At 52.9% G+C, this 26,753-nt stretch carries 23 protein-coding genes and 1 tRNA gene; 11 read left to right on the forward strand and 13 right to left on the reverse strand.

Features of this window, described 5'->3' with window-relative positions; genetic code table 11:
• Positions 1 to 20: 20 nt before the first annotated feature.
• Together ABJI08_RS13395 and ABJI08_RS13400 are read right to left on the reverse strand one after the other, a co-directional pair.
• Positions 21 to 1,076, reverse strand: a complete 1,056-nt coding sequence (locus tag ABJI08_RS13395) for an aminotransferase class V-fold PLP-dependent enzyme (protein ID WP_348402377.1) — start codon at positions 1,074 to 1,076, stop codon at positions 21 to 23.
• Positions 1,073 to 1,537, reverse strand: coding sequence for an Rrf2 family transcriptional regulator (locus ABJI08_RS13400; RefSeq protein ID WP_348402352.1), 465 nt, complete (start codon positions 1,535 to 1,537; stop codon positions 1,073 to 1,075). The genes ABJI08_RS13395 and ABJI08_RS13400 overlap by 4 nt, the downstream gene beginning before the upstream one ends.
• Positions 1,538 to 1,700: 163 nt before the next feature.
• Here ABJI08_RS13400 and ABJI08_RS13405 point away from each other — a divergent pair, with 163 nt between their 5' ends.
• From ABJI08_RS13405 to ABJI08_RS13415, 3 genes are read left to right on the forward strand one after another with little or no spacing between them, the layout of a single operon-like run.
• Positions 1,701 to 2,357, forward strand: a complete 657-nt coding sequence (locus tag ABJI08_RS13405) for an alpha/beta hydrolase (protein ID WP_348402353.1) — start codon at positions 1,701 to 1,703, stop codon at positions 2,355 to 2,357.
• Positions 2,357 to 2,590, forward strand: a complete 234-nt coding sequence (locus tag ABJI08_RS13410; protein ID WP_348402354.1) for a hypothetical protein — start codon at positions 2,357 to 2,359, stop codon at positions 2,588 to 2,590. Before ABJI08_RS13405 ends, ABJI08_RS13410 begins: the two co-directional genes overlap by 1 nt.
• Entirely contained in the window at positions 2,587 to 3,165 is a 579-nt protein-coding gene (locus ABJI08_RS13415) for an HD domain-containing protein (protein WP_348402355.1), read from the forward strand. Before ABJI08_RS13410 ends, ABJI08_RS13415 begins: the two co-directional genes overlap by 4 nt.
• Before the next feature lie 4 nt (positions 3,166 to 3,169).
• Here the strand turns inward: ABJI08_RS13415 and ABJI08_RS13420 are convergent, their stop codons facing one another.
• Together ABJI08_RS13420 and ABJI08_RS13425 are read right to left on the reverse strand one after the other, a co-directional pair.
• A complete protein-coding gene (locus ABJI08_RS13420; protein WP_348402356.1) occupies positions 3,170 to 3,718 on the reverse strand; it encodes a hypothetical protein in 549 nt (182 codons plus the stop codon).
• Complete coding sequence (locus ABJI08_RS13425; RefSeq protein WP_348402357.1) at positions 3,705 to 5,540, reverse strand: glycerophosphodiester phosphodiesterase family protein; 1,836 nt, start codon at positions 5,538 to 5,540, stop codon at positions 3,705 to 3,707. The genes ABJI08_RS13420 and ABJI08_RS13425 overlap by 14 nt, the downstream gene beginning before the upstream one ends.
• Before the next feature lie 183 nt (positions 5,541 to 5,723).
• On the opposite strand from ABJI08_RS13425, the gene ABJI08_RS13430 reads away from it, so the two are divergent.
• From ABJI08_RS13430 to ABJI08_RS13450, 5 genes are all read left to right on the forward strand, one after another.
• Entirely contained in the window at positions 5,724 to 6,938 is a 1,215-nt protein-coding gene (locus ABJI08_RS13430; RefSeq protein WP_348402358.1) for an NADP-dependent isocitrate dehydrogenase, read from the forward strand.
• A gap of 63 nt (positions 6,939 to 7,001) precedes the next feature.
• The gene (locus ABJI08_RS13435) at positions 7,002 to 7,622 is read left to right on the forward strand and encodes a YitT family protein (protein WP_348402359.1); all 621 of its coding nucleotides are present in this window, start codon (positions 7,002 to 7,004) and stop codon (positions 7,620 to 7,622) included.
• Positions 7,623 to 7,636: 14 nt separating this feature from the next.
• A complete protein-coding gene (locus ABJI08_RS13440) occupies positions 7,637 to 7,972 on the forward strand; it encodes an SMR family transporter (protein ID WP_348402360.1) in 336 nt (111 codons plus the stop codon).
• Between the two features lie 70 nt (positions 7,973 to 8,042).
• Positions 8,043 to 9,863 carry a translational GTPase TypA gene (gene typA, locus ABJI08_RS13445; RefSeq protein WP_348402361.1) on the forward strand — a complete coding sequence of 607 codons (1,821 nt, stop codon included), beginning with the start codon at positions 8,043 to 8,045 and terminating at the stop codon, positions 9,861 to 9,863.
• A 111-nt stretch (positions 9,864 to 9,974) separates the two neighbouring features.
• Entirely contained in the window at positions 9,975 to 11,027 is a 1,053-nt protein-coding gene (locus ABJI08_RS13450) for a hypothetical protein (RefSeq protein ID WP_348402362.1), read from the forward strand.
• A 3-nt stretch (positions 11,028 to 11,030) separates the two neighbouring features.
• Here ABJI08_RS13450 and ABJI08_RS13455 read toward each other — a convergent pair whose 3' ends face one another.
• The 5 genes from ABJI08_RS13455 to recA all read right to left on the reverse strand — a co-directional run bounded on the left by ABJI08_RS13455 (position 11,031) and on the right by recA (position 16,512).
• Positions 11,031 to 11,810: a class II glutamine amidotransferase gene (locus tag ABJI08_RS13455; protein ID WP_348402363.1), complete on the reverse strand. Its 780-nt coding sequence runs from the start codon at positions 11,808 to 11,810 to the stop codon at positions 11,031 to 11,033.
• Between the two features lie 15 nt (positions 11,811 to 11,825).
• Complete coding sequence (locus ABJI08_RS13460; protein WP_348402364.1) at positions 11,826 to 12,113, reverse strand: DUF1330 domain-containing protein; 288 nt, start codon at positions 12,111 to 12,113, stop codon at positions 11,826 to 11,828.
• Positions 12,114 to 12,117: 4 nt separating this feature from the next.
• A complete protein-coding gene (gene alaS / locus ABJI08_RS13465) occupies positions 12,118 to 14,775 on the reverse strand; it encodes an alanine--tRNA ligase (protein ID WP_348402365.1) in 2,658 nt (885 codons plus the stop codon).
• 91 nt (positions 14,776 to 14,866) lie between these two features.
• Positions 14,867 to 15,382, reverse strand: coding sequence for a hypothetical protein (locus ABJI08_RS13470; RefSeq protein ID WP_348402366.1), 516 nt, complete (start codon positions 15,380 to 15,382; stop codon positions 14,867 to 14,869).
• 53 nt (positions 15,383 to 15,435) lie between these two features.
• Positions 15,436 to 16,512 carry a recombinase RecA gene (gene recA, locus ABJI08_RS13475; RefSeq protein ID WP_348402367.1) on the reverse strand — a complete coding sequence of 359 codons (1,077 nt, stop codon included), beginning with the start codon at positions 16,510 to 16,512 and terminating at the stop codon, positions 15,436 to 15,438.
• A 195-nt stretch (positions 16,513 to 16,707) separates the two neighbouring features.
• Here recA and ABJI08_RS13480 point away from each other — a divergent pair, with 195 nt between their 5' ends.
• Entirely contained in the window at positions 16,708 to 17,304 is a 597-nt protein-coding gene (locus ABJI08_RS13480; RefSeq protein ID WP_348402368.1) for a sulfotransferase family 2 domain-containing protein, read from the forward strand.
• Here the strand turns inward: ABJI08_RS13480 and ABJI08_RS13485 are convergent.
• The 3 genes from ABJI08_RS13485 to guaB form a co-directional block, all read right to left on the reverse strand.
• Entirely contained in the window at positions 17,301 to 19,607 is a 2,307-nt protein-coding gene (locus ABJI08_RS13485) for an ATP-binding protein (RefSeq protein WP_348402369.1), read from the reverse strand. The two genes, ABJI08_RS13480 and ABJI08_RS13485, sit on opposite strands and share 4 nt — an antisense overlap.
• 106 nt (positions 19,608 to 19,713) lie before the next feature.
• Complete coding sequence (locus ABJI08_RS13490) at positions 19,714 to 20,862, reverse strand: RsmB/NOP family class I SAM-dependent RNA methyltransferase (protein WP_348402370.1); 1,149 nt, start codon at positions 20,860 to 20,862, stop codon at positions 19,714 to 19,716.
• Positions 20,862 to 22,310, reverse strand: coding sequence for an IMP dehydrogenase (guaB, locus tag ABJI08_RS13495; protein WP_348402371.1), 1,449 nt, complete (start codon positions 22,308 to 22,310; stop codon positions 20,862 to 20,864). Before guaB ends, ABJI08_RS13490 begins: the two co-directional genes overlap by 1 nt.
• A gap of 215 nt (positions 22,311 to 22,525) precedes the next feature.
• Here guaB and ABJI08_RS13500 point away from each other — a divergent pair, with 215 nt between their 5' ends.
• Both ABJI08_RS13500 and ABJI08_RS13505 read left to right on the forward strand, forming a co-directional pair.
• Positions 22,526 to 24,565, forward strand: coding sequence for an ASKHA domain-containing protein (locus tag ABJI08_RS13500; RefSeq protein WP_348402372.1), 2,040 nt, complete (start codon positions 22,526 to 22,528; stop codon positions 24,563 to 24,565).
• Between the two features lie 138 nt (positions 24,566 to 24,703).
• Positions 24,704 to 24,779 (forward strand) — tRNA-Ile (locus ABJI08_RS13505).
• A gap of 750 nt (positions 24,780 to 25,529) precedes the next feature.
• Here the strand turns inward: ABJI08_RS13505 and ABJI08_RS13510 are convergent.
• Positions 25,530 to 26,210 (reverse strand): hypothetical protein, encoded by a 681-nt coding sequence (locus ABJI08_RS13510; RefSeq protein WP_348402373.1) that lies wholly within the window; start codon positions 26,208 to 26,210, stop codon positions 25,530 to 25,532.
• Positions 26,211 to 26,753 lie beyond the last annotated feature (543 nt).

Raw genomic sequence — 26,753 nt, forward strand, 5'->3', positions numbered from 1 at the left:
GCTCTCCTGTACGTCCGCTGTCACGCCGCCCCTCGCAGGGCTCTGTCGCGATGTTTCTTCATCTGGGCGAGCCATGCTTTGGCAAATCCCATAATGTCCTGTTCCGTTGTATCCAGACCCAAGCTGATCCGAATTGCGCCTGCAGCGGCGGCTTCTTCATACCCCATCGCCTTGAGCACGCGACTGGCACGCACTTTTCCCGACGAACATGCCGATCCAGCCGAAATAGCGTAACCAGCCAGATCCATTTGCATCACCTGCGTTTCGCCTTTCCAGCCGGGTGTGGCGATACAGATTGTGTTGGGAAGACGTTTTGCATCTTTCCCGACAAAAATGGTACCTTTTGCCTCAACGACAAGGGTCTCTTCAAGTAAATCACGCAAAGACGCAACCCGTTCCCATACGCCATCGGCAAGGTCTTTTGCCGCAGCGTTGGCCGCAGCAGCAAATCCAGCAGCACCAATCACGTTTTCCGTTCCGGCGCGACGGCCCATTTCCTGGCCCCCACCGCGCAATTGCGCGTGAATATTGGTCCCGCGTTTCACCACAAGTGCGCCAATCCCCTTCGGTCCGCCAAGCTTATGTGCAGACAGCAACGCCATCTCTGCGCCCGACCAGTTAAAGGCCACCGGCAACTTGCCAAAGGCTTGAGTCATGTCGCTAACCGCAAGTCCCGCGGGCAAGATCTGCACAATCCCAGTCTCGGAATTGGCCAATTGAACGGCCGAGCTTGCAGGGTCACTGACGTTCACCTGCCCCATAAGATCAACGTTCAAATCCGCTTTGACCCACGCAGCAACCGCGTCATGTTCAATATCACCCGCATGCAAATCACGCCCTGCAAGTGCCAGCGCAGCGGCCTCGGTTGCGCCCGAAGTAAAGACAACATCCGCACCATCTGCGCCAAATGCCGAGGCAATGTCTGTACGGGCTTTTTCGACCAACGCTTTTGCCTTGCGCCCTTCGCCGTGCACGCTTGACGGATTGCCGACCACATCCATGGCCGCGATCATCGCGTCGCGCGCTTCCGGGCGTAAAGGCGCCGAGGCGTTATGGTCCAGATAAACCCGCATCAGACGTCTTCATCCACCACAGAAAACAAAGTTGGCACAGCCGGACATGGCGCCAGTTCGTTGGAAATGACGTCAGATAACCGCGTCTGATGCAAAAACACATAGACATGTGCGGACAAGCCTTCCCAAAGACGATTGGCCATCGATTGCGCCCGCGACCCGCTTAATCCTCCGCTGGCACCTGCGCCAGTATGCAGTGCAGATACGGTTTCATCCACCGCCGTTAGAATGTCGACCACGCGGATATCCGAACAGTTCTTCGCCAGCCGATAGCCACCGCCCGGTCCACGCACCGAATCCACCAGCCCTGCGCGGCGCAATTTTACAAAGAGCTGCTCCAGATATGGCAGCGATATGTCCTGACGTTTCGAGATTTCAGACAGACTCACAAGTGAACTTGACGGTTGAAGCGCGATATCTGCGAGCGCAACCACCGCATAACGGCCTTTCGTGGACAGTTTCATCGCGCTCCCCCTTGCGAATAGATTGACGTCAGCCTCCAAGGTGCTTAAGTCGCTTAAGCCCTTACCGGTATCAAGCCGGTTCAATGATTAGAACCGTTCTAAGGTAGCTTAGCAAATTCGTCAAGAATTGCATTGCACCTTTCGCAGGAGATGAACAAACACTATGCCCGAGGTGATTTTTCCAGGACCAGAAGGCCGCCTCGAAGGCCGCTACCACCCTCAAAAAGAAAAAGATGCACCAATCGCGATTGTGCTGCATCCTCATCCGCAGTTTGGCGGGACCATGAATAACAAAGTGGTCTACAATCTGCATTATGCTTTCTACAACATGGGCTTTACCGTTTTGCGGTTCAATTTCCGTGGTGTGGGGCGTAGCCAGGGTGAATATGATCAGGGCATTGGCGAGCTGAGCGATGCCGCGTCAGCACTGGATTACCTCCAGTCGATGAACAACAACTCTAAACACTGCTGGGTTGCCGGGTTTTCGTTTGGGGCATGGATCGGCATGCAATTGTTGATGCGCCGTCCAGAGATCACAGGATTTATTTCCGTGGCACCGCCTGCAAACATGTACGATTTCTCGTTTCTTGCACCCTGCCCCAGCTCTGGTCTTGTGATCAACGGCACGAATGACCGCGTCGCGCCTCCGGCTGATACGCATAATCTGGTCAATAAGCTGCACGAGCAAAAAGGAATCACCATCACTCACACAGAGATTGATGGCTCCGGGCATTTCTTTGAAAACGAGCAGTACATGGATCAGATGGTTGGCAACGTCACCGATTACGTCAAACGACGGTTGACAGAAACCACCCGCTAATGGGAACCATTGAGACACTCGCCGCCAAACTGGCCGAAGATACGCTCAAAGCGCAGCGTATTACAGGGGACGACCGTATGTTTGTCGCCGTCGGCGGGGTATTGGCGGCGGCGTCTCAATCCCTTGAGGAAGCCTACCTGACTGAAGTTCGGGTGCGCCTTGCCGAAGAAAAAGCCCGCGCTTTTCTTGTCGAAAAAGTCAAGGAAGCACGCGAAAAGGGAACAGATACATGAGCGACCGGTTAGATGCGCAATTTGCGTTTCTGAATGAGGCCGATCACCTGAAGTCTATCCTGCGCGCGTCGCGACTGATTGATGACACGCGATTTGAAAACTCTGCAGAGCATTCCTGGCATGTAATGCTGTATGCGCTTGTTTTGGCGGATCAGGCTGAAGGGTCGGTCGATATCAACCGCGTGCTCAAAATGCTGTTGCTGCACGACATCGTTGAAATCGACGCTGGCGATGCACCAATTCACGGTGATTTTGATCCCAAGGTCAAAGCCGCCGAAGAAGAACAAGCAGCCAAACGACTTTTTGGTTTACTTCCCAATGATTTACAATCCGAATTTATCGCAATTTGGAGAGAATTCGAAGCCGGTGAAAGTGCGGAATCACGTTTTGCCAAAGCGATCGACCGTGTGCCCACGCCTGTTACAAATATGGAAATTGGCGGCGGATCATGGAGTGATTACAATGTAACGATGGACCAGATTGATCAAAGAGTTGGTGTTCCGATAGAGCACGGCGCGCCGGGTGTGTGGGCTTGGTTGCGCCCTAAAATTCAGGCCTGGTTTCGGCGCAACTAATTGTTCACCAGCATTGCGGCCAACCGTACCCCCACCGCCATGGTAATCCTGAACACGGTGCACCACCAAGCCGGACAGCATCGTACATGCCTTTTGCAATACGTTCATAAGCCCATGTAACTTGTTGTTCTGAAACATCGTATTGTTGTTGCAAATCAAGACTTCTGAGTTTTGATGTCTCAATCACGCAGATTTTCAACGCCTGATCCGCAGCTATTCTGGCCTCAAAGCTTGCGACCGGATCATCATTTTCACCCCCCAGATGGTATGCATGGTCATGGGTCACGCAACATGCTTCCCACGGGGGATGCTGCTCATGTGCAAGGGCGAAATTCGGAAATATTGTGCTGACCGTTTCCCATGCAGCTGACATACCACCGGAGCACCCATCAGTCGTGAATTCCGCCAGAACACTGGCATGATCATTCCGTGTGGCCTGCAGCCGCGCATGCCGCCAGATTTCGAGCCTCTCCGTCGGGCCAAAGCTTTCCTGTGCGTAGACACCAGAACACCCCAAGCATAAGGCCAGCACGCAGAATTTATGGGGACTCATCGCGGTACGCCTTGGTGTCGATATCCAGCCCCAATGATCCCGCCAGCCCCAACACGGTTCGTTCGATCAGATTTAATTCCCGGTGTTCGTTCAATACCTGACGCGCCAATGCAGGTTCATCCGTGATCAATCCACCGACCCCGGTTGATATCATATGCGACATCGAAATCTGGTCGTTGATCGTCCAGACGAACAAATCCTTGCCTGATCTGCGGGTTTCACGAACCAATCGATGCGACGCAGCCGCTCCGTTCACCGCCAAAAAGTCCACATCCAATTCCCACATCCGTCCAAGAGATGCAGACGCAAGCAAACCGATATTCCAATCTGGCCGCAAAGCCCGCATTTTTAGAACAGCATCATATTTCAGGGACATAATTTTGACCTGCCCTGCCATATCCAGCGCTTCGACAATGTCGATCACACGTTGTTCCAGTTTTTGGTCATGCCCATAGTATTTCAGTTCAATCACAACCCCGGCTTTGTCCCTAGCCGCAGTTAAAACATCTATGAGCATCGGGGCACGCTGATCCGAAAACTCTGGTGCAAACCAACTGCCAATATCAATGTCGTTGATGTCCTCCACTGTTGCATCCCAGATCTTAAGATTTACTCCTGCAATTTTCATGAAGTCGCTGTCGTGAATGACAACCACCTGCCCGTCCAGAGTTTCCTGAACATCAATTTCGATCCAGTCCGCGCCATCATCAATGGCTTGCTGAATGGACGCCATCGTGTTTTCTGGCGCGCTGCCGGCAGCCCCGCGATGAGCGATGATCTGAACATTCGGGTCAGCTTTGACGCGCACCAATTGTGTTAGGGCGAGCCCCGCAAAAACAAGCGTGGTCAGCGCCGCAATCGCGGCAACCGGCGCTATCCAACGAGGCGCAGTGTATTGGGTCGGCAGAGTATTATCAGGCCAATCTGCACGTTCCACTATCAAAACTGAAAGCGCTCCGGTCGTGATGGCGGCAACCAGGAGATTGATCACCACGCCCAAAGTTGCGAATAAAATAAGCATAAAGGTCAGTGACTTGAGGCTGGATGCAAACATGGAAATGGATACGTCCGTCAAGGCTGTCAGGATCCCAACCGGTATCGCTCCTGCCACAAATGAAATCGCCAACCAAATAGCAACTTTGATCCCAAACCGGATTTCAGAACCGTGCATCCGTTCTGCGCTAAGAGCAAAGCTTTTGCCCGGTGCGATATTGCCAAACAGAACCAACGGCAAAGTCAACGTCCAACGGATCAGGAACCGTGCCAAGATCAGTGCCATAATCGACAGCATACCCCCTGCGACGATTACAGTTCGGGTGAATTCGGGCGGTTTGTTGGCCAGATAATAATTGATGTCGTATTCCGACATCCAAAGCAGAAATGCACCACCGCTGATCGCAAGAAACGGCAGGCAGATTAACAAAACACGAAGGGTCAAAAGGGCGCCCAATTCAATGACCTTTGGCGCACGTGGCAGGATCAGCATCAGGGTTTCCAAAACCCCGGACCTCCCCTCTTGGCGCGCCCGCAAAGCAACGGCCATCATCAGGGCCACATCCAACACGTATAGCAGCAGTCCAAGCCCGGCGAGGATCAGAAAGGATATGAACCCAACAGGTGACAGCAGGAAATAGGCAATGTCAAAATCCGACAAAGCAGGCTGCCCGGAAAATTTCAACGCCAACCGGACGGTTACAGCCAGCAACGGAACAAACGCAACGGCCAGAACCACATTAAAAGCCAAATGCGCAGCCACAAGACGCCATCTTAACGTCCATGCGGTCTGAAATGCTGACTGGACGTCATGTAATGATTTTTTCAAAGGGGAAATCTCCTGATCTATACTGGTAATCTAAGCGCATTCTCAAATGCCGTCGACCAAAAGTGGCCAAAAGAAAAACCCACACAACGAATTTATGTATACCAATGTATACAATTGATGTAAGTCAGCATAAAGATGCACTAGAAAAGTACAGAAATTCGACTCAGATCTCAGGAGGTTCCCGTGACCAAGATCAAGGTAGACAATCCCATCGTCGAAATGGACGGCGACGAGATGACCCGTATCATGTGGCAATTCATTAAAGACAAACTGATCCTGCCTTATCTGGATATCGATCTCTTGTACTATGATTTAGGCATTGAAGAACGCGACCGCACCGACGATCAGATCACCATTGATGCCGCATTGAAAACCAAAGAAGTTGGCGTCGCTGTTAAATGCGCCACAATCACGCCTGACGAGGCGCGCGTTGAAGAGTTCGGCCTTAAGAAAATGTGGCGCAGTCCCAACGGAACGATCCGCAACATATTGGGCGGCGTTGTTTTCCGCCAGCCGATCATCTGCAAAAACGTCCCTCGCCTTGTCCCTGGTTGGACCAGCCCGATTGTCGTCGGACGTCATGCGTTTGGCGATCAATACAAGGCTACGGATTTCACATTCCCGGGCCCCGGTAAGCTTACGATGAAATTCGAAGGCGAAGATGGCACGGTGATCGAGCGCGACGTATATGACGCGCCTTCAGCCGGTGTTTATCAGGCGATGTATAATCTGGATGATTCCATTCTCGATTTTGCGCGCGCGTCTCTGAACTATGGTCTCAATCTGGGATGGCCGGTTTATCTGTCGACCAAAAACACAATCCTCAAGGCCTATGATGGCCGTTTCAAGGACCTATTCCAGCAAGTGTTTGAGGAAGAGTTTGAAGAAAAATTCAAAGAGGCCGGGATTTGGTATGAACACCGGCTGATCGACGACATGGTCGCCTGTGCGATGAAATGGAACGGTAAATTTGTCTGGGCTTGCAAAAACTATGACGGTGACGTGCAATCAGACACCGTGGCGCAAGGGTTTGGCTCCTTGGGGTTGATGACGTCTCAATTGATGACGCCTGATGGTAAAATTGTTGAAGCAGAGGCCGCACATGGTACGGTGACACGCCACTATCGCCAGCATCAGGCGGGAGAAGCGACATCAACCAACTCAATCGCCTCGATCTATGCATGGACCGGCGGGCTCAAGCATCGCGCCAAGCTGGATAATAACGAGGCATTGAAGAGCTTTGCGGAAACGCTCGACAAGGTGATCGTGGACACGGTCGAAGCCGGATATATGACCAAAGATCTGGCTTTGTTGGTTGGGCCTGATCAGGGTTGGCTGACCACAATGGGGTTCCTTGAAAAAATTGATGAAAACCTGAACAAGGCGCTGGCGGGCTAAAGGCAACAACCTGCGATATTCTGGCGTCTGGACAATTCCGGGCGTCAGTGAAATGGCTGTTTCATGGTCAGTTTCCTAGAACCCGCACAAGCCGAACGGCACAGTCCGTTAGAAGACATTCAGGGTCTCATCGTTGGGACGCTTTTGATGGCGTTGTGCGTACAATTCCTGTTGGCCGGCGGCCTTATCACGGGTCAAATCGCCGGATTGTCGCTAGTTCTTTCCTATGCGAGCGGCCTTAGTTTCGCGGCAGTCTTCTTTGTGCTCAATCTACCATTTTATGTTATCGCCTTTTTGCGCATGGGCAGGCTCTTTACTGTCAAAACCTTTGTAGCCGTTGGGTTAATGTCGACGTGGACGTACCTGTTGCCTAATTTCATGCACTTTGATGCCCTTCATCCAGCGGCCGGTGCGATTTTAGCGGGTGTCACATCTGGTGCTGGGCTCATCGTGTTATTTCGACACGGCGCAACGCTTGGCGGGGTTGGAATTGTGGCGGTCTGGCTTCAGGACACCAAGGGTATCAAAGCGGGTTGGGTTCAGCTAGGTTTTGATCTGTCTGTCTTTACATTGGCAGTGTCGCTTTTTGACATTTCGGTGGTCGTCTATTCGCTGCTCGGCGCGGCGATTACCAATATGATGGTGGCAACAAATCACCGGCGCGATAGGTATATCGCCCATTAAGGAGCCGCCGGCCCATGCCTAAAGCCTATCTCGTGTTGTTTATTGCCGTCGTGTTTGAAACCATTGGAACGACAGCGCTTCAAGCCAGCCACCAATTTACGCGACTGGTACCATCGGTGATTGTAGTTCTCAGTTACGGTGCGGCATTCTATTTTATGGCGCTCACGCTAAAGGTTTTGCCAGTCGGCATCACATACGCAATCTGGTCCGGTTTGGGCATTGTTCTGATAGCCATCATCGGGCTGATTGCATTTGGGCAAAAACTCGACTGGCCTGCGGTTCTGGGAATGGCTATGATTCTTGCAGGCATTCTTGTGATCCACCTGTTTTCCAAAAGTGCCACACACTAAGAGGCATTAAGGGGCTGGCCTTTTCTGCGCGCGCATTATAGGGCGGGCGCGAACAGGAAAGGCATACCTTATGGACCTCCGTAATATCGCTATCATTGCGCACGTCGACCACGGCAAAACCACCCTAGTGGATGAGTTGCTGAAGCAGTCCGGCGCATTCCGCGAAAATCAGGACGTGGCCGAACGCGCCATGGACTCAAACGATCTGGAACGCGAACGCGGTATTACGATTTTCGCCAAGCCTACCAGCGTCGAGTGGAAGGGCTCTCGTATCAACATTGTGGATACGCCCGGCCACGCCGATTTCGGCGGCGAAGTTGAACGTATTCTGAGCATGGTTGACGGTGTTGTGCTGTTGGTCGACGCCGCAGAAGGCCCGATGCCGCAGACCAAGTTTGTGACCTCAAAGGCGCTCGCTCTGGGGTTGCGCCCAATTGTGGTTCTGAACAAAGTCGACAAGCCAGACGCCGAACCCGACCGCGCGCTGGACGAATGCTTTGATCTGTTCGCATCACTGGACGCCGATGACGATCAGCTTGATTTTCCACATATGTATGCGTCAGGTCGCAACGGCTGGGCCGATGCCGAACTGGATGGCCCACGCCAGGATTTGCATGCCCTGTTCAATCTGATTGTTAATCACGTCCCTGCCCCCAAGCAGATCAAACAGCAGGACGAAGACTTTCGCATGCTGGCCACAACGCTTGGCGCCGACCCGTTTGTCGGACGCATTCTGACCGGCCGTGTTGAATCTGGTCGGCTCAAAGTGGGCCAGACAGTGCAGGCGATCAGCCGTATTGGCCAGAAGATCGAACAGTTCCGTGTCACAAAAATCCAAGCTTTCCGCGGCTTGGCACAGCAAGACATTGAAGAAGCGCTGGCCGGCGACATCGTGTCGATTGCAGGCATGTCCAAAGCCACCGTGGCCGACACAATCTGTGCATTGGCGGTCGAAGACGCACTGGAAGCGCAACCGATCGATCCACCAACCATCACAGTGACCTTTGGCATTAACGATTCGCCTCTGGCTGGTCGTGACGGCAAAAAAGTTCAATCGCGCGTCATTCGCGAACGACTGATGAAAGAAGCCGAATCCAACGTGGCGATCAAAATCGCTGACACTCCGGGTGGCGAAGCTTTCGAAGTGTCAGGTCGCGGCGAGCTGCAAATGGGCGTTCTGATTGAAAACATGCGCCGTGAAGGGTTCGAGCTCAGCATTTCACGCCCTCAGGTGATCATGAAGGAAGAAGACGGCCAGCGTATGGAACCCGTCGAAGAAGCGACCATCGACGTGGATGATGAATACTCTGGCGCCGTGATCGAAAAACTGACCGGATCGCGCAAAGGCGAACTTGCCGAAATGCGCCCGGCTGGTGCTGGTAAAACCCGGATCATCGCTCATGTGCCATCACGTGGGTTGATCGGTTACCATGGGGAATTCCTGACCGATACGCGCGGCACAGGCGTTCTCAACCGCGTATTCCACGGTTGGACACCCTTTAAAGGCAGCATTCCAGGGCGCCGTGCAGGGGTACTGATCTCGATGGAAAACGGCGAGGCCGTGGCCTATGCGCTGTGGAACCTCGAGGACCGCGGAAAGATGTTCATCGGTGCGCAGGCCAAAATCTATACAGGTATGATTATCGGCGAACACAGCCGTGAAAACGATCTGGAAGTGAACCCGCTCAAAGGTAAGAAACTGACCAACGTTCGGGCCAGCGGTACGGATGAAGCGGTGCGTCTTACAACGCCCGTCACGCTCAGCCTCGAAGAGGCCATCGCCTATATCAATGATGATGAACTCGTCGAAGTGACACCTAACGCGATCCGGTTGCGCAAACGCTATTTGGATCCCCATGAGCGCAAACGCATGGCAAAAACAATGCAGTAAAAAAGCATCGGCCGCCTCCTGGGGCGGCCTTTTGATTGTTCGCGGGGTTGTTTGAAAACTCATTCTGAACGAAGCTGCCCAAACTGCCAACAAAATGTCGAAACATTCCCTATGCGAACACTTGCGTTTCTTACGATCCTTTTCTTTTCCGCGTTCCTTCACTCAATCCCTGCGCAGGCAGAAGGATTTGGGACCAAGGGTTATTCTGAAATAACCCCTCCAGACGGCGGGCCACAGGAAATTGCAGTTGGGATCAAAGTTGACCAAATCACATTCGTAGATCAACAGGCCGAAAACTATGGTGCTGTTATAACCCTGGTAATGCGGATGGAAAATCCGTTACTGGCGTTTGACGAAGCGGAGATGGGCTCTGACATAATGAGCCTCACGATTGACGAATTTCGCGAATACGCACGGGATAGAAAATTCAATATTCCAATATTCTTGCTGCACAACCAGCAAGGCCGTCGCTTTGTTCAACAGTCGACAATTATTCTTCGCCCAAATGGACAGTTCACTTTTGTTGAACGGTTTTCGGCGACAATGCAAGCGCCACACTTTAATTTCAGGCGGTATCCATTTGATACGCAAACGTTTTTTGTAGAAATAATGTCGGTTTTCCCAGCTTCTCATGTAACTTACGTTCCGATAGAGGAACTGTCTGGACTGGGCGATCTTCTCGGCGAAGAAGAGTGGATTTTGTCAAACCCGCAAATATCAACACGCATCGTTCCTGGGCCGACAGAGCTGGATACCGCGCAAATTCAGCTCAAGTTTAGCGCCAAGCGGCACGTTCAATACTACTTGTTACGGTTCATGCTGCCGCTGTTGATTATCTTGTTTGTGTCCTGGGCCACGTTCTTTCTCGAGGAATACCGCCGTCGTATCGACATGGCCAATGCCAACCTTCTGGTGTTTGTCGCCTTTAACTTTGCAATCTCAACGAGCTTGCCCAAACTCGGGTATTTGACATTCCTGGATAGCCTGCTGGCAGGAATGTTCCTGATAACGGGTTCAATGGTCATCGTGAACATCGCTTTGCGCAGGCTCAAACTCATGGACCGCGAAGCATTGGCGCGCAAAATTGACCTCTATTTGGTCGTTTGGGTCTACCCGTTGATCTATGCCGGGTTCACATTTTGGGCAGTACAATTTTTCCTTTAGACTTCAGGCCAAAGGTCGGAATGGCTCAATTCGTACCTGATCTGCTTTAAATGTGCAAAACGATCCGGGCGGAACCGCATGCCAGTCGGCTTCATTTGCTGCTAAAGGCTCACTGACAACTGCCCGTCCTCCGCGACTTTTGCTCCAACGGTGATACACAGTTGGCGCGCGATCATCCGATGCATAACGAATCGCATAAAGCGTTTCGCCATCCGAAAAAGCCGCACCGACACGCATGTGCGGCGTATGGCCTTTGTCCCGGCTCATGCGCTGCAAAACCCCCACGGCAATCTCCATGGCACCTTTGGGATCATCATCAAGTCCTTCAACCAAACCAAGCAGGAACAAAATCTCACTGTCAGTTGCGCCCTTGCGTTCATGATAAAGCTGATCCGGAATCAACATGTCTGCGCGCCGACGAAATGTATCAAACCCGCCAACCTGACCGTTGTGCATAAAGGACCAGCGACCAACAGAAAACGGATGACAATTATTCCGGCTTGTGGCCGTACCTGTCGAAGCGCGCACATGGGCCAGAAACAACCCGGATTGCACCTGAGCAGTTAAAGAGCGTAAATTGGGGTCTGACCACGCTGGATAGGTATCACGATACAGACCCGGTTCCGGGCGTGTGTTATACCACGCAACACCAAACCCATCGGCGTTGGTCGCGGTTTTACATTCGGTCGCTTGGATACTTTGCTGGATCAGCGAGTGATCTGGCCTTGTGACGACATCTTCCAGATAACAGGGTTGCCCGATATAGGCGGCCCAACGGCACATATGACCAGTCTCCTCTTACTCGATTGTTTCAACAACCATAAGTTCACGTTCAGACGCGCCGCGGGCATGGTTCAAGGCTTCCTGGTATTCAGGACTGTTGTAACAGGCCACCGCAGTGTCAACATCCGGGAACTTCGCCACAACATTGCGCGGGCGTTCTTTGCCTTCCAGTTGCACAAAACGTCCACCACGGGCAACAAATTCACCCCCGTGTTTTGCAATCGCCGGTCCCGCGAGTTCGGCGTATTTGCCATAGGCATCCGCGTCCGTAACTGTCACATGCGCGATCCAAAGTGCACCCATGGTATTATCCTCCGATTACAGTTTCTGCCGCCGCAATCGCGGCCTCGGCGTTACTTGCGTCCTTGGCACCACCTTGCGCCATATCAGGACGTCCACCGCCACCTTTCCCCCCCATCGCGCCAACGGCCGCACGCACCAGATCAACGGCGTTTACACTGTCCGTCAAATCAGAGGTAACGCCGGCAGCAACCGCGACCTTGTCGCCAGTATCAGCAATCAACAATACGGCGCCACTTTCAAGGCGTGTTTTATGTTCGTCGATCAATGCAGGCAAATCTCGGCCTGAGACACCGGTTAATACCTGCGCCAGAAACTTTACCCCCGCGACCGACTTCGCTTCCGGAGCTGCTCCCTGCCCTGATCCACCAGCCATCGCCAGTTCACGGCGCAACTGAGCAACTTCGTTCTGCAGGGCTTTGCGATCATCCATCAACGCTTTGAGGCGATCCATGACGTCATCAGGCTGCGCCTTAAGCGCGCCGGCGATGTCACCCATGCGACGGGTCTCTCTCTCCAGATGGGCAAACGCTGCCTCTCCGGTCAACGCTTCGATCCGGCGCACGCCCGCACTGGATGCAGAGTCACCCAAAATGACGCAAACCCCAATATCACCGGTTTGTTTCACATGGGTACCGCCGCACAGCTCTAGCGAATAGGTGTTTCCATCCAATCCCTTACCGGTATTGGCCTGCCCCATCGAGACAACGCGCACTTCATCGCCGTATTTTTCCCCAAACAAAGCCTGTGCCCCAATCTCACGCGCATCATCCGGTGTCATAATCCGGGTTTCCACTGGTGAATTTTGACGGATGTAGGCGTTCACATCTGTGCCAACCTTGTGCAGTTCAGCTGCACTCAGCGGTTTGGCGTGACTGAAATCAAACCGCAAACGGTCCTGAGCATTCAACGACCCACGTTGTGCGACATGTTCTCCAAGCGCGTCCCGAAGCGCTTCATGCAGCAAGTGCGTGGCCGAATGATTGGCGCGGATCGCAGAACGACGCGTGTGATCCACCTCCAGAACGGCACCGGATCCGACCTCAATTTCACCATCCAAAACTTCGGCGACGTGTATGAAAACTCCCGCAGCCTTTTTGGTGTCCGTCACTTTGGCGGAACCGTTTTCGGTTTTAATCGTCCCCGTATCACCAACTTGACCACCGCTTTCACCATAGAACGGAGATTGATTCAGGATGATCTGCACCTGATCGCCTTTGACAGCCTTCGTCGCCTCGGCACCGTCCATGACAAGCGTTAAAATCTGCCCTTCAGCCGTTTCTGTGTCATATCCCAAAAAGTCGGTTGTGCCCTTGTTTTCAGCTATGTCAAACCAGATCGTGCTGTCTGCGGCTTCTCCAGATCCAGACCATGCAGCCCGCGCTTTGGCCTTTTGTTCAGCCATGGCAGTGTCGAACCCGTCAGTATCAACCTCGCGCCCCTTTTCGCGCAGCGCATCCTGCGTCAAATCCAACGGAAAGCCGTAAGTGTCGTACAGCTTGAACGCCGCACCGCCGGGCAACGGCGCGCCGTCGTCCAGATCATCCAGCTCATCATCCAATAGCTTCAGGCCACGATCCAACGTCTGCTTGAACCGGGTCTCCTCCAGCTTCAACGTCTCTTCAATCAACGCCTGCGCCTGTCCAAGTTCCGGATAGGCTGCTCCCATCTGGCTGACCAACGAAGGAACCAATTGGTACATGACAGGGTCTTTGGCCCCTAACAAATGCGCGTGACGCATCGCCCGGCGCATGATCCGACGCAGAACATATCCGCGCCCGTCATTCGACGGCATCACCCCATCTGCGATCAAAAAGGATGTCGACCGTAAATGGTCCGCAATCACGCGGTGATGAACGTTTTTATCTCCAAATGGATCTGTCGAAGTTGCATGGGCCGACGCTTCGATCAACGCCTTGAAAAGGTCCGTGTCATAGTTGTCATGCGACCCCTGAAGCAACGCGCCAATGCGTTCCAACCCCATGCCGGTATCAATGGATTGCATGTCGAGCGCGCGCATTGAACCATCTTCGAACTGTTCGTTTTGCATGAAAACGACGTTCCAGATTTCTATGAATCGATCGCCATCTTCTTCTGGTGAACCTGGCGGTCCGCCCCAAATATGATCGCCGTGGTCGAAAAAGATTTCTGTACAGGGGCCGCACGGGCCCGTTGGCCCCATCTGCCAGAAATTGTCTGATGTGGCGATCCGAATGATCCGGTCTTCCGGAACACCAACTTTTTTCCAGATTTCAAATGCTTCATCGTCGGTGTGGTACACCGTTACGTAAAGCCGTTTTTCGTCAATGTCGAAATCTTTGGTGATCAGTTCCCAGGCGAACGGAATTGCATCGGTTTTGAAGTAATCCCCGAATGAAAAATTCCCGAGCATTTCGAAAAATGTGTGATGTCGCGCCGTGTAGCCGACATTGTCCAGATCATTATGTTTACCGCCGGCACGTACACATTTTTGCGACGAAGTTGCGCGCTGATAGTCGCGGTGTTCTACCCCGGTGAACAGGTTTTTAAACTGCACCATACCGGAGTTTGTGAACATCAACGTCGGATCATTGCGGGGCACCAACGGACTTGATGGCACGATCTCATGGCCTTGCTTGGCAAAGTAGTTCAGAAAGGTCGACCGGATGTCATTCAGACTGGGCATAATGCGGGATCTCTCGCGAAAGTTTTGCGTTCCGCTCGGGTTTAATACCCCTGCTCGCGCCTGTCCACATGTCAAAAAGCCTGAGCCTTGATCACCGCATTGGCGACACAATTTTTCTCAGTACATCGCCGGTTCTAATCACACCCCCCTGTTCAATGCTGCATAATATTCCGCGCAGTCGTAATTCCGGATGTCCCGGCGCCGTAATCCAGTCCTTGGCGGCCGCGCCATAGCGTACTTTCCACTTTACGCACCCATCATTGAACACGTCAGAGACCATTAAAATAGCCGTCCCAACTTGCAGCAGCTGACCTGTCGGTAAATTTGTCAACGACAGATCCATATCGACAACAAACGTGTCGCCGGGGTGTTCTGTTTTCTGACGGTCCGTCCAGACGAGATCAAGAACCCGTTGTGAAAGAATGGAAACCTGAATTCCAGGATGAGGCGCCCCGTCTGTGGTGCGCAGCCACGGCGCATCCAACCATCTTTCGCCCGGAATTCCCCGGTCACAGGTCAGCGAAATTTGGTCGACAAAACGTCGTTCGTTGCGTGCCGGACGCAGGCACAAAAAATCAATGGCCGCCCCGTCTTTTGGGGCGGCCATTATTTCAGGTAAGGCCTGATTTAATATTTCTGTCGCTACATGCACAGTATCAATCAGCTTTCGACAAGTGCGTCATCGTCGCCGCCGTCACGCGGCATTTCAAAATCCAAACCATGCGCCGCACGAATTTTATCTTCGATATCCAGAGCAATCCGCGTATTTTCCTTCAGGAAATTCTTGGCATTCTCGCGACCCTGACCAATACGTTCGTCTCCATAACTGAACCACGATCCGGATTTGTCGACCACACCGGCCTTGACACCTAGGTCAAGCAATTCACCAGTCTTGGAAATACCTTCGCCATACATAATGTCAAACTCGACTTGTTTGAAAGGCGGAGCAACCTTGTTCTTGACGACCTTCACACGCGTTGCGTTCCCGACAATCTCGTCACGATCCTTAACCGCACCAATGCGGCGAATATCCAACCGAACTGAGCTGTAAAATTTAAGCGCATTCCCACCTGTCGTGGTTTCAGGGCTGCCAAACATTACGCCGATTTTCATTCGAATTTGGTTTATGAAAATAACCATGCAGTTGCTGCGCGAAATCGACCCCGTCAGTTTGCGCATCGCCTGACTCATCAGGCGGGCCTGAACACCCACGCTGCTGTCGCCCATGTCACCTTCTAACTCGGATTTAGGCGTCAGCGCCGCGACCGAATCGACCACGACCATATTGACTGCGCCAGACCGCACCAATGTGTCTGTGATTTCCAACGCCTGTTCACCTGTGTCGGGTTGCGAAATCAGTAACTCGTCTAAATTGACGCCCAACTTTTTTGCATATTGCGGATCAAGCGCGTGCTCAGCATCGACAAAAGCGCAAACTCCGCCCTTTTTTTGCTCCTCCGCAATGCAATGCAGGGTCAAGGTCGTCTTGCCCGAGCTTTCAGGGCCGTAAATTTCAATGATCCGTCCTTTGGGTAAGCCGCCGATACCAAGCGCAATATCAAGGCTCAACGATCCGGTGGACGTTGCCTCAATCTCTTGGATCGGGTTGTCAGCCCCCAATTTCATGATCGACCCCTTACCAAACTGTCGTTCGATCTGGGCCAGTGCGCTATCCAGCGCTTTTTGTTTGTTGTTTGAAGATTTGCTGCTCATTGTCAAAAGATCTGCCGTTGCCATTTTGCTTGCATCCTTATTTCACACCCATCTACGGGCGGCAATCGCTGCCTGCGTTCTTGTCTTGTTCTCACCCCTTATGAGACCAAAAGGAGAACATTACAATATAATTCTCTGCAAACCACTTTTTCCCCGAAGCGTTAAGGAGTAGTTTACAAGTCAAAAACAAACTTAATTAACGGCGCTGAGGTTTCGCAAATGCTTGTTTTCTGGAATAAAAAACTTGTTTTTCTGTCGGTTCCCAAAACCGGTACAACCGCGATGGAAGCCGCCTTGGCACCGTATGCCGACATTGTAGTGTCCCACCCTCCCGAACTCAAACATGCGCCTCTATATCGTTACAATCGGTTTTTTCGTCCAATGTTCGAAAGAGCGTGCGATACCACCGATATGGAGACGATGGCGGTTGTTCGCGAACCTGTTAGCTGGCTGGCGAGCTGGTATCGATACCGGCGACGTGATTCTATGAAGGGGCATCCCAATTCAACTCATCATGTTACATTTGACGAATTTGTTCAGGCCTACATGAAGGGTGATCGCCCGGCATTTGCAAATGTGGGCAGTCAGGTGAAATTCCTTGAACCTCGTCCAAATGGGGTCAAAGTCCATAATTTGTTTCGCTATGAAGATCAGCCTCGCCTTATTGACTTTCTGGAGCAACGGCTAGATCGCAAGATTGATCTTGAAAGACACAATATTTCTCCGGCATTGACATTGGAGCTATCTCAAAAAATTGAAACCAGATTTCGACGTAAATGCAGCGCTGAATTCGACCTTTACGAAAGCCTGTTTTAAGGCGCGGGCAACCGAGCCAGTACCATTTCAGTCAATTCGGCCAACGAAAATGGTTTGGGCAAGAAGACTGAATTATTGATGCGGGCCTGATCGTCAGAGAAGCTGTCCTCTGCATATCCGGACACAAACACAACCGGAGTTTCTGGGTAGCTTTCCCGAGCGGCGTGAACCCAACCGGGGCCGTCTATTCCGGGCATCACGACGTCTGTTACAAAAAGATCGACATGTGGCACGTCAATTGCCAGTAGTTCGAGCGCCTCTTCCCCCGATCCAGCTTCTAAAACTGTTAACCCACGCAATTGCAAAGCTCGCGATGCAAACGACCTCACCGGCGCTTCGTCTTCCACTAACAGAACAACTGCGTCCGTTTTTTCAGCCAGACCCTGTTGAGACTTTACCTCAGTAACTGTTTCAACCGGTGACTCAACAGGATCAAAAACAGGGAACAAAAGCGAAAAAAATGTTCCAACTCCAACAGTGCTGTCGACAAAGATATAGCCACCAGTCTGTTTGACGATTCCGTATACAGTCGACAACCCAAGCCCCGTGCCTTCTCCTGTGCGTTTCGTTGTAAAAAACGGTTCAAAAACCTTTTGCAGCTTATCAGAAGGAATTCCGACGCCGTCGTCAGAAACGCGCACCGACACGTACTTGCCAGCCGGGACGACAGCCCTGTCGCGTTCCAGGGGCAGCTCAATGTCCATAATTTCGGTGTGGATTCGGATTTCCCCCCCATCAGGCATTGCATCACGCGCATTTACCACCAGATTCATCAACACTTGCTCCAACTGACGCTTGTCAGCACGAATTGACGACAAAATCGGGTCATTGCTTAAGATAAGAGTGACCTTTTCTCCAACCAAGCGATTTAAAAGGTGGGTAAGGTCCGCCAACGTATTGCGTAGATCAAGAATTTCTGGCCGAAGATTTTGTTTACGTGAAAACGCCAATAACTGCCCTACAAGCGCAGCTGCTCGGTTGGCGTTCTGGTTGATCTGCACGAGGTCTCCAAAGTCGGAATCCCCTTGATCATGGCGCAACAACAACAAGTCGCAATGCCCTGAAATTGCTGTTAAAAGGTTATTGAAATCGTGTGCTACGCCTCCTGCAAGTTGACCAATCGCTTGCATTTTCTGGCTTTGCACAAACTGCGCTTCTAGTGTTTTAAGTTCGGTGGCGTCGCTTAATACAGCGATTAAGGAACTTGTATCACCCTCAATAACCCTGTTCAGACTCACTTGTACAAAAAGCTCCCGGTCTTCGCGTTTTAGTCGCAAAAACTCGGTGTGATTGTTTCCATGGCCAGTGGCCGCTTCAGCCAGCCAGTCCTGAATAGAACGTCCCAGCCCTTCCATAAGATCGCCAACGGTGGTGGTTGAAGTGATTTCTTGGTTTACTAGAACCCGCGCCGCGCGGTTGGCCAGTTCAACCTGTCCATCCCGCCTGACTTTTAAAAGTGCGACAGGAAGCTCATCAAATTGAATGGCACCGCCACGCACCGCCGGCACTTCAGTCGGCAAGAGGTATACTTCCCGACGCCCCGCAGAAACTTCAAATTCAGCGACCAGACACTGTCTCTCGCCCTCGGCAGTCTGGATTGTATTAGTTTCACTGACGTCAGCACCCGCCCCTCCCAAAACTTCGCTAAGGTTCTTTTTGCGAGCCCCCAACAACGCGCGCGCGGCTATATTCATAAACAGGATTGTTCCCCCACGCCCAATTGTCAGCATCGGAATGCGCGGAACGCCTGCTTGGTGCGTGTCTTCCACCCTCAACGCTTTGAATTCCATGTCCCAGTGCAACAAATTGCCGAAATGAGGCGTGACTGAAAGGTACAACGTGCCGCTTCGGGTCGAGTACGTCTCTTGAAATCGGATATTTCGATCTGTGGTCGCAAAAATACGAGTCACGTCCAGATCGGCAGTTGCCAAATACCGTTGTATAATTGCTGAAATATGCTTGCCCTTAACATCAGCTTCGACGTCTTTTGTTACTGCGTCATTTGCGTAGGCAATCTTTCCGTTTTTGAGCGTTAAGACCTGCTGCGTTTTGCATTGCTCCACGAGAGGTATCAATACTTGTACACGGGCCCTGAACCTGTACCGATCCCACAGTGTTTTGATGCCTTGAAGTATCGCCAGCACGCCAAAGCTAACACCGCTGATCAATAATACGTCCCGGATCATTCCGGGTTGCCAAAAGGTCGCCACGGCAAACAGTCCGGCACAAACAATCAGCGAAATACCAAACACAGCAGGTCGGCTACGATTTGAAAGTTCGGTCCAGGCAATAGTTTCAGGCATCGACAAGGACAGCCCCCCCTTGGTTGATCAAGCAGGGCGACTTTCGTTGAATTCGATTAAAGTGAGATTAACAACATACACCCCCTAAGGTTGAGTATCCATCACTTTAATCGCGCGTCAAGGTCGCGAAGTAGAATCCATCGGAGTCTGTGCAAATTGGCAACTGACAATCCTTTGCCAAACGCCATTCTGGATGGTTTTTTAGGAATTGAGCAATTTGCACGCTGTTCTCATCCAGTAGAATCGAACAGGTCGCATAGACAAGCGTCCCCTTGGGTTTCACCAATTCTGAAGCATCAGAAAGTATTTGTTGCTGCAGTTCCAATAACTTGTCCAGATCAGGTTGAGTAAATCGCCATTTCGAATCCGGGGTGCGGCGCCATGTGCCTGTCCCCGAACACGGAACATCACAAAACACCAGATCGTAAGGCGCATGTTGTGCAGGTTCTTCGATCAGAACAACCTTCACACCGGCCCGATCTGCTCGACTTGGCAAATCGCGCATCCGATGAGCCAAGGCATCATGCGCATAAAAACGGCCCCGCGCCCGCCCCGCCATGGCCAACAATTTACCGCCTCCACCGGCACAATAATCAAGCACAGACATTCCGTCGCACAAGGGAATCGCCTCAACTGCTGACTGGCTGGACACATCCTGTAGTTCAACCAAACCATCACGATAGGCGGGTGACTGTGCGATCTTACGCGCGCCCAGTGTGACCAACAATCCAGACTCTGCCTTGCTGGCGGCTCTGGTTTCGATACCGTTTTCTTGCAGCGCAGCCTGAGCGGCTGAGCGCGTGGTTTTTTGAAGGTTGACGCGCAGACCGACCGGCGCCCGCTGTTTCAGGTATCGCATGCTTTCATCAAAAACAGCCCCAAGGCTTGCGCGCAGAGGTTCAACCAACCAATCCGGAACGTCCAATGGAACCGTTTCGACTGCAAATTCCGTTTCCGATACCTTCAATGGTTCCGGAGCATAGGGCGGGCCGGTAAACAAGGTATCCAAATCAACACCTTCCTGCCGCAATAGGCCTATCATAACCGCGCGACCGGAGAGACCACCGCCCAAAGCGGCTGCTGAATTTCGGCGTCGGAGCGCATCATACACATGATCACGCACCGCCGCCCTGTCCTTGGACCCGGCATATCGACTGCGCCGCGCCCAACCGGTCAACGCCTTTTCCGCGGGCTTGCCCGCTAATACGTCGTCCAGTATCTCAATTGCGGTTTGAACCCGCGCTGCCGGTGTCATCAACCGATCCGATAATTCGGGCTTTCCCGCGTGATCCGAACATCGTGCACATGGCTTTCTTTCAGCCCGGCACCTGTGATCTTGACGAATTGGCAACCGCGACGCATTTCTTCAACTGTTGCGTTTCCGGTATACCCCATGGCGGCGCGTAAACCTCCAACAAGCTGATGGATGACTGTGCCAGCTGGCCCTTTATATGGAACCTGCCCCTCAATGCCTTCTGGTACCAGCTTGTCGCTGGCGGCATCCTTTTGGAAATATCGATCTGCAGATCCACGCGCCATGGCACCCAAGCTGCCCATACCACGATAGCTTTTAAAGCTACGGCCTTGATAAAGAATAACTTCTCCGGGGCTTTCATCTGTGCCGGCAATCATTGACCCAACCATGGCACAGCTGGCGCCTGCCGCAATAGCCTTGGCGAAATCGCCGGAAAACTTGATGCCGCCATCTGCAATCACCGGCACGTCTCCGGCAGCCTTGGCGCAATCAATGATTGCGGTAAGCTGCGGTACGCCCACACCGGCAACCATACGTGTGGTACAGATTGAACCTGGCCCGATACCCACCTTAACCGCATCCGCACCGGCATCGATCAACGCTTTGGCCGCTTCGCCGGTGGCGACGTTACCGGCAATCACCTGCACATGATTGGACAGCTTTTTGGCCCGCTTGACTGCATCAATCACGCCCTCGGAATGGCCATGTGCGGTATCAACCACAAGAATATCAACGCCCGCATCAACCAACGCTCCGGACCGCTCAAAGCCAGAATCGCCCACTGACGTCGCCGCGGCAACCCGCAACCGGCCCAGATCATCTTTGCAGGCCGTCGGGTTCAGGACGGCTTGTTCTGTGTCCTTCAACGTCAACAAGCCTGTCAGCTTACCCTGCCCGTCATGCACCAACAGTTTTTCGATGCGACGCGCACGCATCAGGCTTTTGGCTTCTTCCAGATCTGCTGGTTCCGCCAACATCGCCAGATCGTCTGTCGTCATCATTGCGTGTACAGGCGTGTCATCCGCTTGCGCAAATCGCATGTCGCGGTTGGTCACAATCCCCGTCACACGCCCGTTGTCATCAACCACTGGAAAACCGGTAAACCGATAGCGTTCGATCAGCGCCTTGGCATCAGCCAGCGTCTGATCAGCCCGCAACGTCACAGGGTTATAAACAATACCGGATTCAAAGCGCTTTACACGACGAACTTCCCGGGCTTGAGATTCTGTATCGAGATTCTTGTGAATTACGCCGATACCACCGGCCTGCGCCATGGCAATCGCCATCCGGCTTTCGGTCACAGTGTCCATCGCTGAACTTAAAAGCGGGATATTCATCGCAATGGTTCTGGTCACTTGAGTCCGCGTGTCAGCCGTCGAAGGCAACACCGCTGACGCAGCAGGAACCAATAGTACATCGTCGAAAGTAAGCGCCTCACGAATCTCCATCACACATCTCCTTGGGGGAACCTCGTTTGGCGCTTCCCTATTACATGTGACGGCGTTCCCGAAAACCCCTAATCGCGCGACAGAGACCATCTGTGTACTCTCAGCGACTATTGGCGCCGCTATGCCGTTTCCGGACGTTGCCGTGCCGTGTCTTGCCTTTCACAATGCAAACAGCCAGATATGCTCGGACGACGCGAACACATTTGAGGCCCTCCATGACCAGCGATCCCCTCGTGATTTTTACGCCCTCCGGCAAACGCGGTCACTTTCCGTCCGAAACGCCAATTCTGACAGCGGCACGTCAATTGGGTGTCGATCTGGATTCTGTGTGTGGCGGGCGCGGTATTTGTTCGAAATGTCAGATCACCCCATCGTTCGGCGAATTTCCCAAACATGGCGTGACAGTATCCGAAAATGCGCTGTCAGACTGGAACGCCGTCGAAGAGCGTTACGACCAAAAACGCGGTTTGCCCAAAGGGCGCCGGCTGGGGTGTCAGGCAACCGTTCAGGGCGACATCGTGATCGACGTGCCCCCGGAAAGCCAGGTCCACAAACAAGTGGTCCGCAAACGGGCCGAAGTGCGAGATATCACGCTAAACCCAACCGTACACCTGACCTATGTCGAAGTGGTCCAGCCTGACATGCACAAACCCTCCGGTGACCTGGAGCGGCTTTTGTCGGCGCTTGAAGCTGCAACAGGCCATGAGAACATCGAAATTGACGCGCACCTTTTGCGGCCGCTGCAGCCCATTTTGCGAAAAGGAAACTGGACCGTCACGGCAGCCATTCATCAGGGTCGAGACGGGCGCGCACCACGTGTAACCGCCCTTTGGCCCGGCTATTTTGACGGACCAGTTTTCGGGCTGGCGGTTGATCTTGGTTCCACCACAATTGCGGGCCATCTTTGCAATCTGTCTACGGGCGAAGTGGTCGCCTCGTCTGGTTTGATGAACCCTCAGATCCGCTTTGGCGAAGACCTGATGAGCCGGGTGTCCTATGCGATGATGAATGCTGGCGGCGATCTGGAAATGACACAAGCCGTGCGCGACGGATTGAATCAGCTGGTGATTGATATCGCTAAGGAAGCAGACGCAGACCTGTCGCAAATCCTTGATTCAGTTTTCGTGATGAACCCGGTGATGCATCATTTATTCCTTGGGATTGACCCGTTCGAACTGGGACAGGCACCTTTCGCGCTGGCGACGTCCGATGCGCTTGAAATGAGAGCCGCTGAAATTGGCCTTGCGATCGCGCCGGGCACCCGGACCTATATCTTGCCCTGTATCGCCGGACATGTCGGTGCGGACGCGGCCGGGGTCGCGCTCTCCGAAGCGCCAGACAAATCTGCCGATTTGGTTCTGGTGGTCGATGTCGGCACCAACGCCGAAATTTTGTTGGGTGATCAGAATGGCGTATTGGCCTGTTCCTCGCCCACCGGTCCCGCATTTGAGGGCGCACAAATCAGCGCGGGCCAGCGAGCCGCTCCCGGGGCCATTGAACGCGTCGAAATTAACCCCGACACCAAGGAACCCCGCTTTCAGGTTATTGGCTGCGATCTCTGGTCGGATGAGGACGGTTTCGAACGTGCGATCGCGACAACCGGAGTCACAGGGATTTGCGGGTCTGGCATTATTGAGGTTATCGCCGAAATGCGTATGGCCGGTCTGGTGGACCCAAGCGGTCTGATCGGATCTGCCGAACAGACTGGCACAAACCGCTGTTTTACCGACGGGCGTACAAACTCCTATCGGCTGTGGGACGGCAACGAAGACCATGGGTCAATAGCGGTCACAAACGCAGATATTCGTGCCATTCAGATGGCCAAGGCTGCGCTCTACTCTGGTGCCCGTTTGTTAATGGACAAGCGCGGCGTAGATCGGGTGGATCGCGTGGTTCTGGCGGGGGCTTTTGGCGCGCATATATCGGCCAAACACGCCATGGTTCTGGGCATGATCCCCGATTGCCCACTGGACAAGGTTACATCAGCCGGCAATGCAGCGGGCACTGGCGCTCGGATCGCCCTGCTCAACCGCGCTGCCCGCACGCAGATCGAAACCCTGGTGCGCAAGATCGAAAAGATCGAAACCGCCGTTGAACCGCGTTTTCAGGAACACTTTGTCAACGCCTCTGCGATGCCGAATGCGTCTGACCGGTTCCCAATATTGCGCAGCATCGTGGACTTGCCCACGCCCACGTTCAACACCGGTGGCGGCGATGGCGCGGGTGGCGGACGCAGAAGGCGCAGACGCGGCTGACCTTTCCTGCCCGCCGTTGCGACATGATTGCCAAAATCGTATTTTGCGTGACCAACGACTCTCCAAAAGGATTCAGCGCGCCATGGGCCATTGTTGCCCTTGACGCGCTGACTGGTTCTGGTAGCACAAGCTACAGGCGGGCCTGTAGCTCAACGGTTAGAGCAGAGCGCTCATAACGCTTTGGTTGGGGGTTCAAATCCCTCCGGGCCTACCAAGCCATCCCGCATTTTGCTAATAAAATCAACAACTTAAGCGATCTGTCGGGGTGCAGCGTACCAGCCACGTATCCAATTTTTTTCTGAGGTGCTAGGATCGCCGGGCACCTCACATGGGGAAGTCACCCTTAAAAAATCTCGGAAGGCGGGACGCGAGGCCCACCTTTTCACATTTTTCTCGAGTGATTTCAAAGACTTCGTCACCCAGCGTATCCACAAATGGCTGCAATTCGTTGGTTTCGAGCCATGTACGGGCCACGTTGACCGCGTTTTTCACGTTGCCCGCAGAGCCAGCAGGACGCCCGCATGCACCTGCATCTGACCGCACCCGACCCATCGCACACTTGCCCCCAACCTTGACGTCACTGTAAGGTTACACATGCCCGATCCGCCCCAGTGGTGCGAAGACGGCACACCCGGCGGAGTCTCTCTCCAAGTGCCGCCGCCGGGTTAATCTACCAGTCTGACATGTGCTACTTTCACCTGCGAGTCTCAGATCAGCACGTGTAGCATAATGAGGGCGCACACCGTAGAATTCGCAGAGCGGCGGACGACAATTTCGGCTTTTCCCCGAGTGGCAGCAAAGTCCGCACATTTCCCGTTCGTCGACCTAGAGATTTTGCTATCGCAGCGAATGACCGGAATGCGGGCTGCAACCGCAGAATGTTAGCGGGATGTCGAAGGTCTCTTATGGACCGACTTCCGTCCCAATCCGCAAGGTGGCTTTACGCGCCTTTGCCGAGCACTCATTAGTGCTTCCCCAAAATACGAACGCGGTAATCCTCGGTACTCTCTCCGGGTTGCTTTTTGAGTTGTTCTAACGCTGTCATTGAATTTTTCGGTGGCGTTCTTCGCTTCCGTGAAAATTGCTGTTGACCCTCTTTGAAGAACTCAACGAACAAATTGTTCGTGTCGATCCCCGACTTGAACAGTTTGACAAGGTTTTGTTCACCACGAGCCTGTGCAGCTTGGGCATCAATACCGATGCAGTAGCCCTTCATGCGCTCAAGCATGGGCATATCAGCTTCGCGCCGCGAAACCACCACATCAATCTGACCCGCCTCTGTTCGAAACCGCAAATCCACCCGAAACCTGTTGTTCGTTTCGTGTTGCTCAAGTACCGCGTCAGATTTTGCTAGGTTGACTACTTGACCACCCGGCACGGTCAAATTGTACGGTTGGTTGTTTTCCTGACGCAGCCTGTGGGAATGTGTAATCGTCTTCTCAATAACTTGGGCGAAGTAATCGCTGCATTGTTCCCCAACCTTATGCCGGAAGTGCGATTCAACAACTTCACCTACCGCAGCATTCATCGGCTCCTTGCAGCCGGGGCAAACCAAATCCGCATACTTGTGGCGATCTTCCGATACAATATCTGCCGCCTCGATAATCTCGCCATCGGAATTCTCTGCATAAAAGTATTGAACCATTTCGGCCTCTTCGACGCTCTAAACGGAAGCCAATTCAATCCGAATATTGAATAAGCAGACTTCGCCAAATGTAGGTAGGAATTGCTGTTGCGTGCAAGGGCAGAGCCTACAATGTTGCGGCATTACCTAAAGCAGTCTTTGGCGATAACCGCCGCTTTGGGCTCATTGTGTTGAAAAACTCGAGTATTCTGCGCGCCCGTTTTTCTGCCAAATTCCATTACCTCTTCAAAGTCGGCACCACTTGCCCAGAGCGGGCCATGACAGCCTCTCACATCGCTGATCCGGTATTTTTGCCGACACCCAAACCTAAAATTTCGAAGGCCTCTCAACGGGAAATTTTTTCACTGGTTTTCGGCAAAAATGAAGTTTTTCAACACAATCAGCCCTAATCGACATTATTCCCGCCAGCTGTCTAAAATCCGAAGTTAAACAGCAGCCGAGATTGCTTCAGCCGTTCGCGTTGGATCAAGTACCATGACGTTGTGATGTCCATCAATTTCCGTGCCGTGGAAACGGGGATCAGCCTCTGACGCCTGCAAAAAA

This window comes from Shimia sp., assembly GCF_039969785.1.
In the GTDB taxonomy this organism is placed as follows: Bacteria; Pseudomonadota; Alphaproteobacteria; order Rhodobacterales; family Rhodobacteraceae; genus Shimia.

Coding starts and splice junctions, on each gene's coding strand:
- ABJI08_RS13400 (WP_348402352.1), bottom strand. CDS start 1,537: ATGAAACTGTCCACGAAAGGCCGTTATGCGGTGGTTGCGCTCGCAGAT.
- ABJI08_RS13405 (WP_348402353.1), top strand. CDS start 1,701: ATGCCCGAGGTGATTTTTCCAGGACCAGAAGGCCGCCTCGAAGGCCGC.
- ABJI08_RS13410 (WP_348402354.1), top strand. CDS start 2,357: ATGGGAACCATTGAGACACTCGCCGCCAAACTGGCCGAAGATACGCTC.
- ABJI08_RS13415 (WP_348402355.1), top strand. CDS start 2,587: ATGAGCGACCGGTTAGATGCGCAATTTGCGTTTCTGAATGAGGCCGAT.
- ABJI08_RS13420 (WP_348402356.1), bottom strand. CDS start 3,718: ATGAGTCCCCATAAATTCTGCGTGCTGGCCTTATGCTTGGGGTGTTCT.
- ABJI08_RS13435 (WP_348402359.1), top strand. CDS start 7,002: ATGGTCAGTTTCCTAGAACCCGCACAAGCCGAACGGCACAGTCCGTTA.
- ABJI08_RS13440 (WP_348402360.1), top strand. CDS start 7,637: ATGCCTAAAGCCTATCTCGTGTTGTTTATTGCCGTCGTGTTTGAAACC.
- typA (WP_348402361.1), top strand. CDS start 8,043: ATGGACCTCCGTAATATCGCTATCATTGCGCACGTCGACCACGGCAAA.
- ABJI08_RS13450 (WP_348402362.1), top strand. CDS start 9,975: ATGCGAACACTTGCGTTTCTTACGATCCTTTTCTTTTCCGCGTTCCTT.
- ABJI08_RS13455 (WP_348402363.1), bottom strand. CDS start 11,810: ATGTGCCGTTGGGCCGCCTATATCGGGCAACCCTGTTATCTGGAAGAT.
- ABJI08_RS13460 (WP_348402364.1), bottom strand. CDS start 12,113: ATGGGTGCACTTTGGATCGCGCATGTGACAGTTACGGACGCGGATGCC.
- alaS (WP_348402365.1), bottom strand. CDS start 14,775: ATGCCCAGTCTGAATGACATCCGGTCGACCTTTCTGAACTACTTTGCC.
- ABJI08_RS13470 (WP_348402366.1), bottom strand. CDS start 15,382: ATGGCCGCCCCAAAAGACGGGGCGGCCATTGATTTTTTGTGCCTGCGT.
- recA (WP_348402367.1), bottom strand. CDS start 16,512: ATGGCAACGGCAGATCTTTTGACAATGAGCAGCAAATCTTCAAACAAC.
- ABJI08_RS13480 (WP_348402368.1), top strand. CDS start 16,708: ATGCTTGTTTTCTGGAATAAAAAACTTGTTTTTCTGTCGGTTCCCAAA.
- ABJI08_RS13485 (WP_348402369.1), bottom strand. CDS start 19,607: ATGCCTGAAACTATTGCCTGGACCGAACTTTCAAATCGTAGCCGACCT.
- ABJI08_RS13490 (WP_348402370.1), bottom strand. CDS start 20,862: ATGACACCGGCAGCGCGGGTTCAAACCGCAATTGAGATACTGGACGAC.
- guaB (WP_348402371.1), bottom strand. CDS start 22,310: ATGGAGATTCGTGAGGCGCTTACTTTCGACGATGTACTATTGGTTCCT.
- ABJI08_RS13500 (WP_348402372.1), top strand. CDS start 22,526: ATGACCAGCGATCCCCTCGTGATTTTTACGCCCTCCGGCAAACGCGGT.
- ABJI08_RS13510 (WP_348402373.1), bottom strand. CDS start 26,210: ATGGTTCAATACTTTTATGCAGAGAATTCCGATGGCGAGATTATCGAG.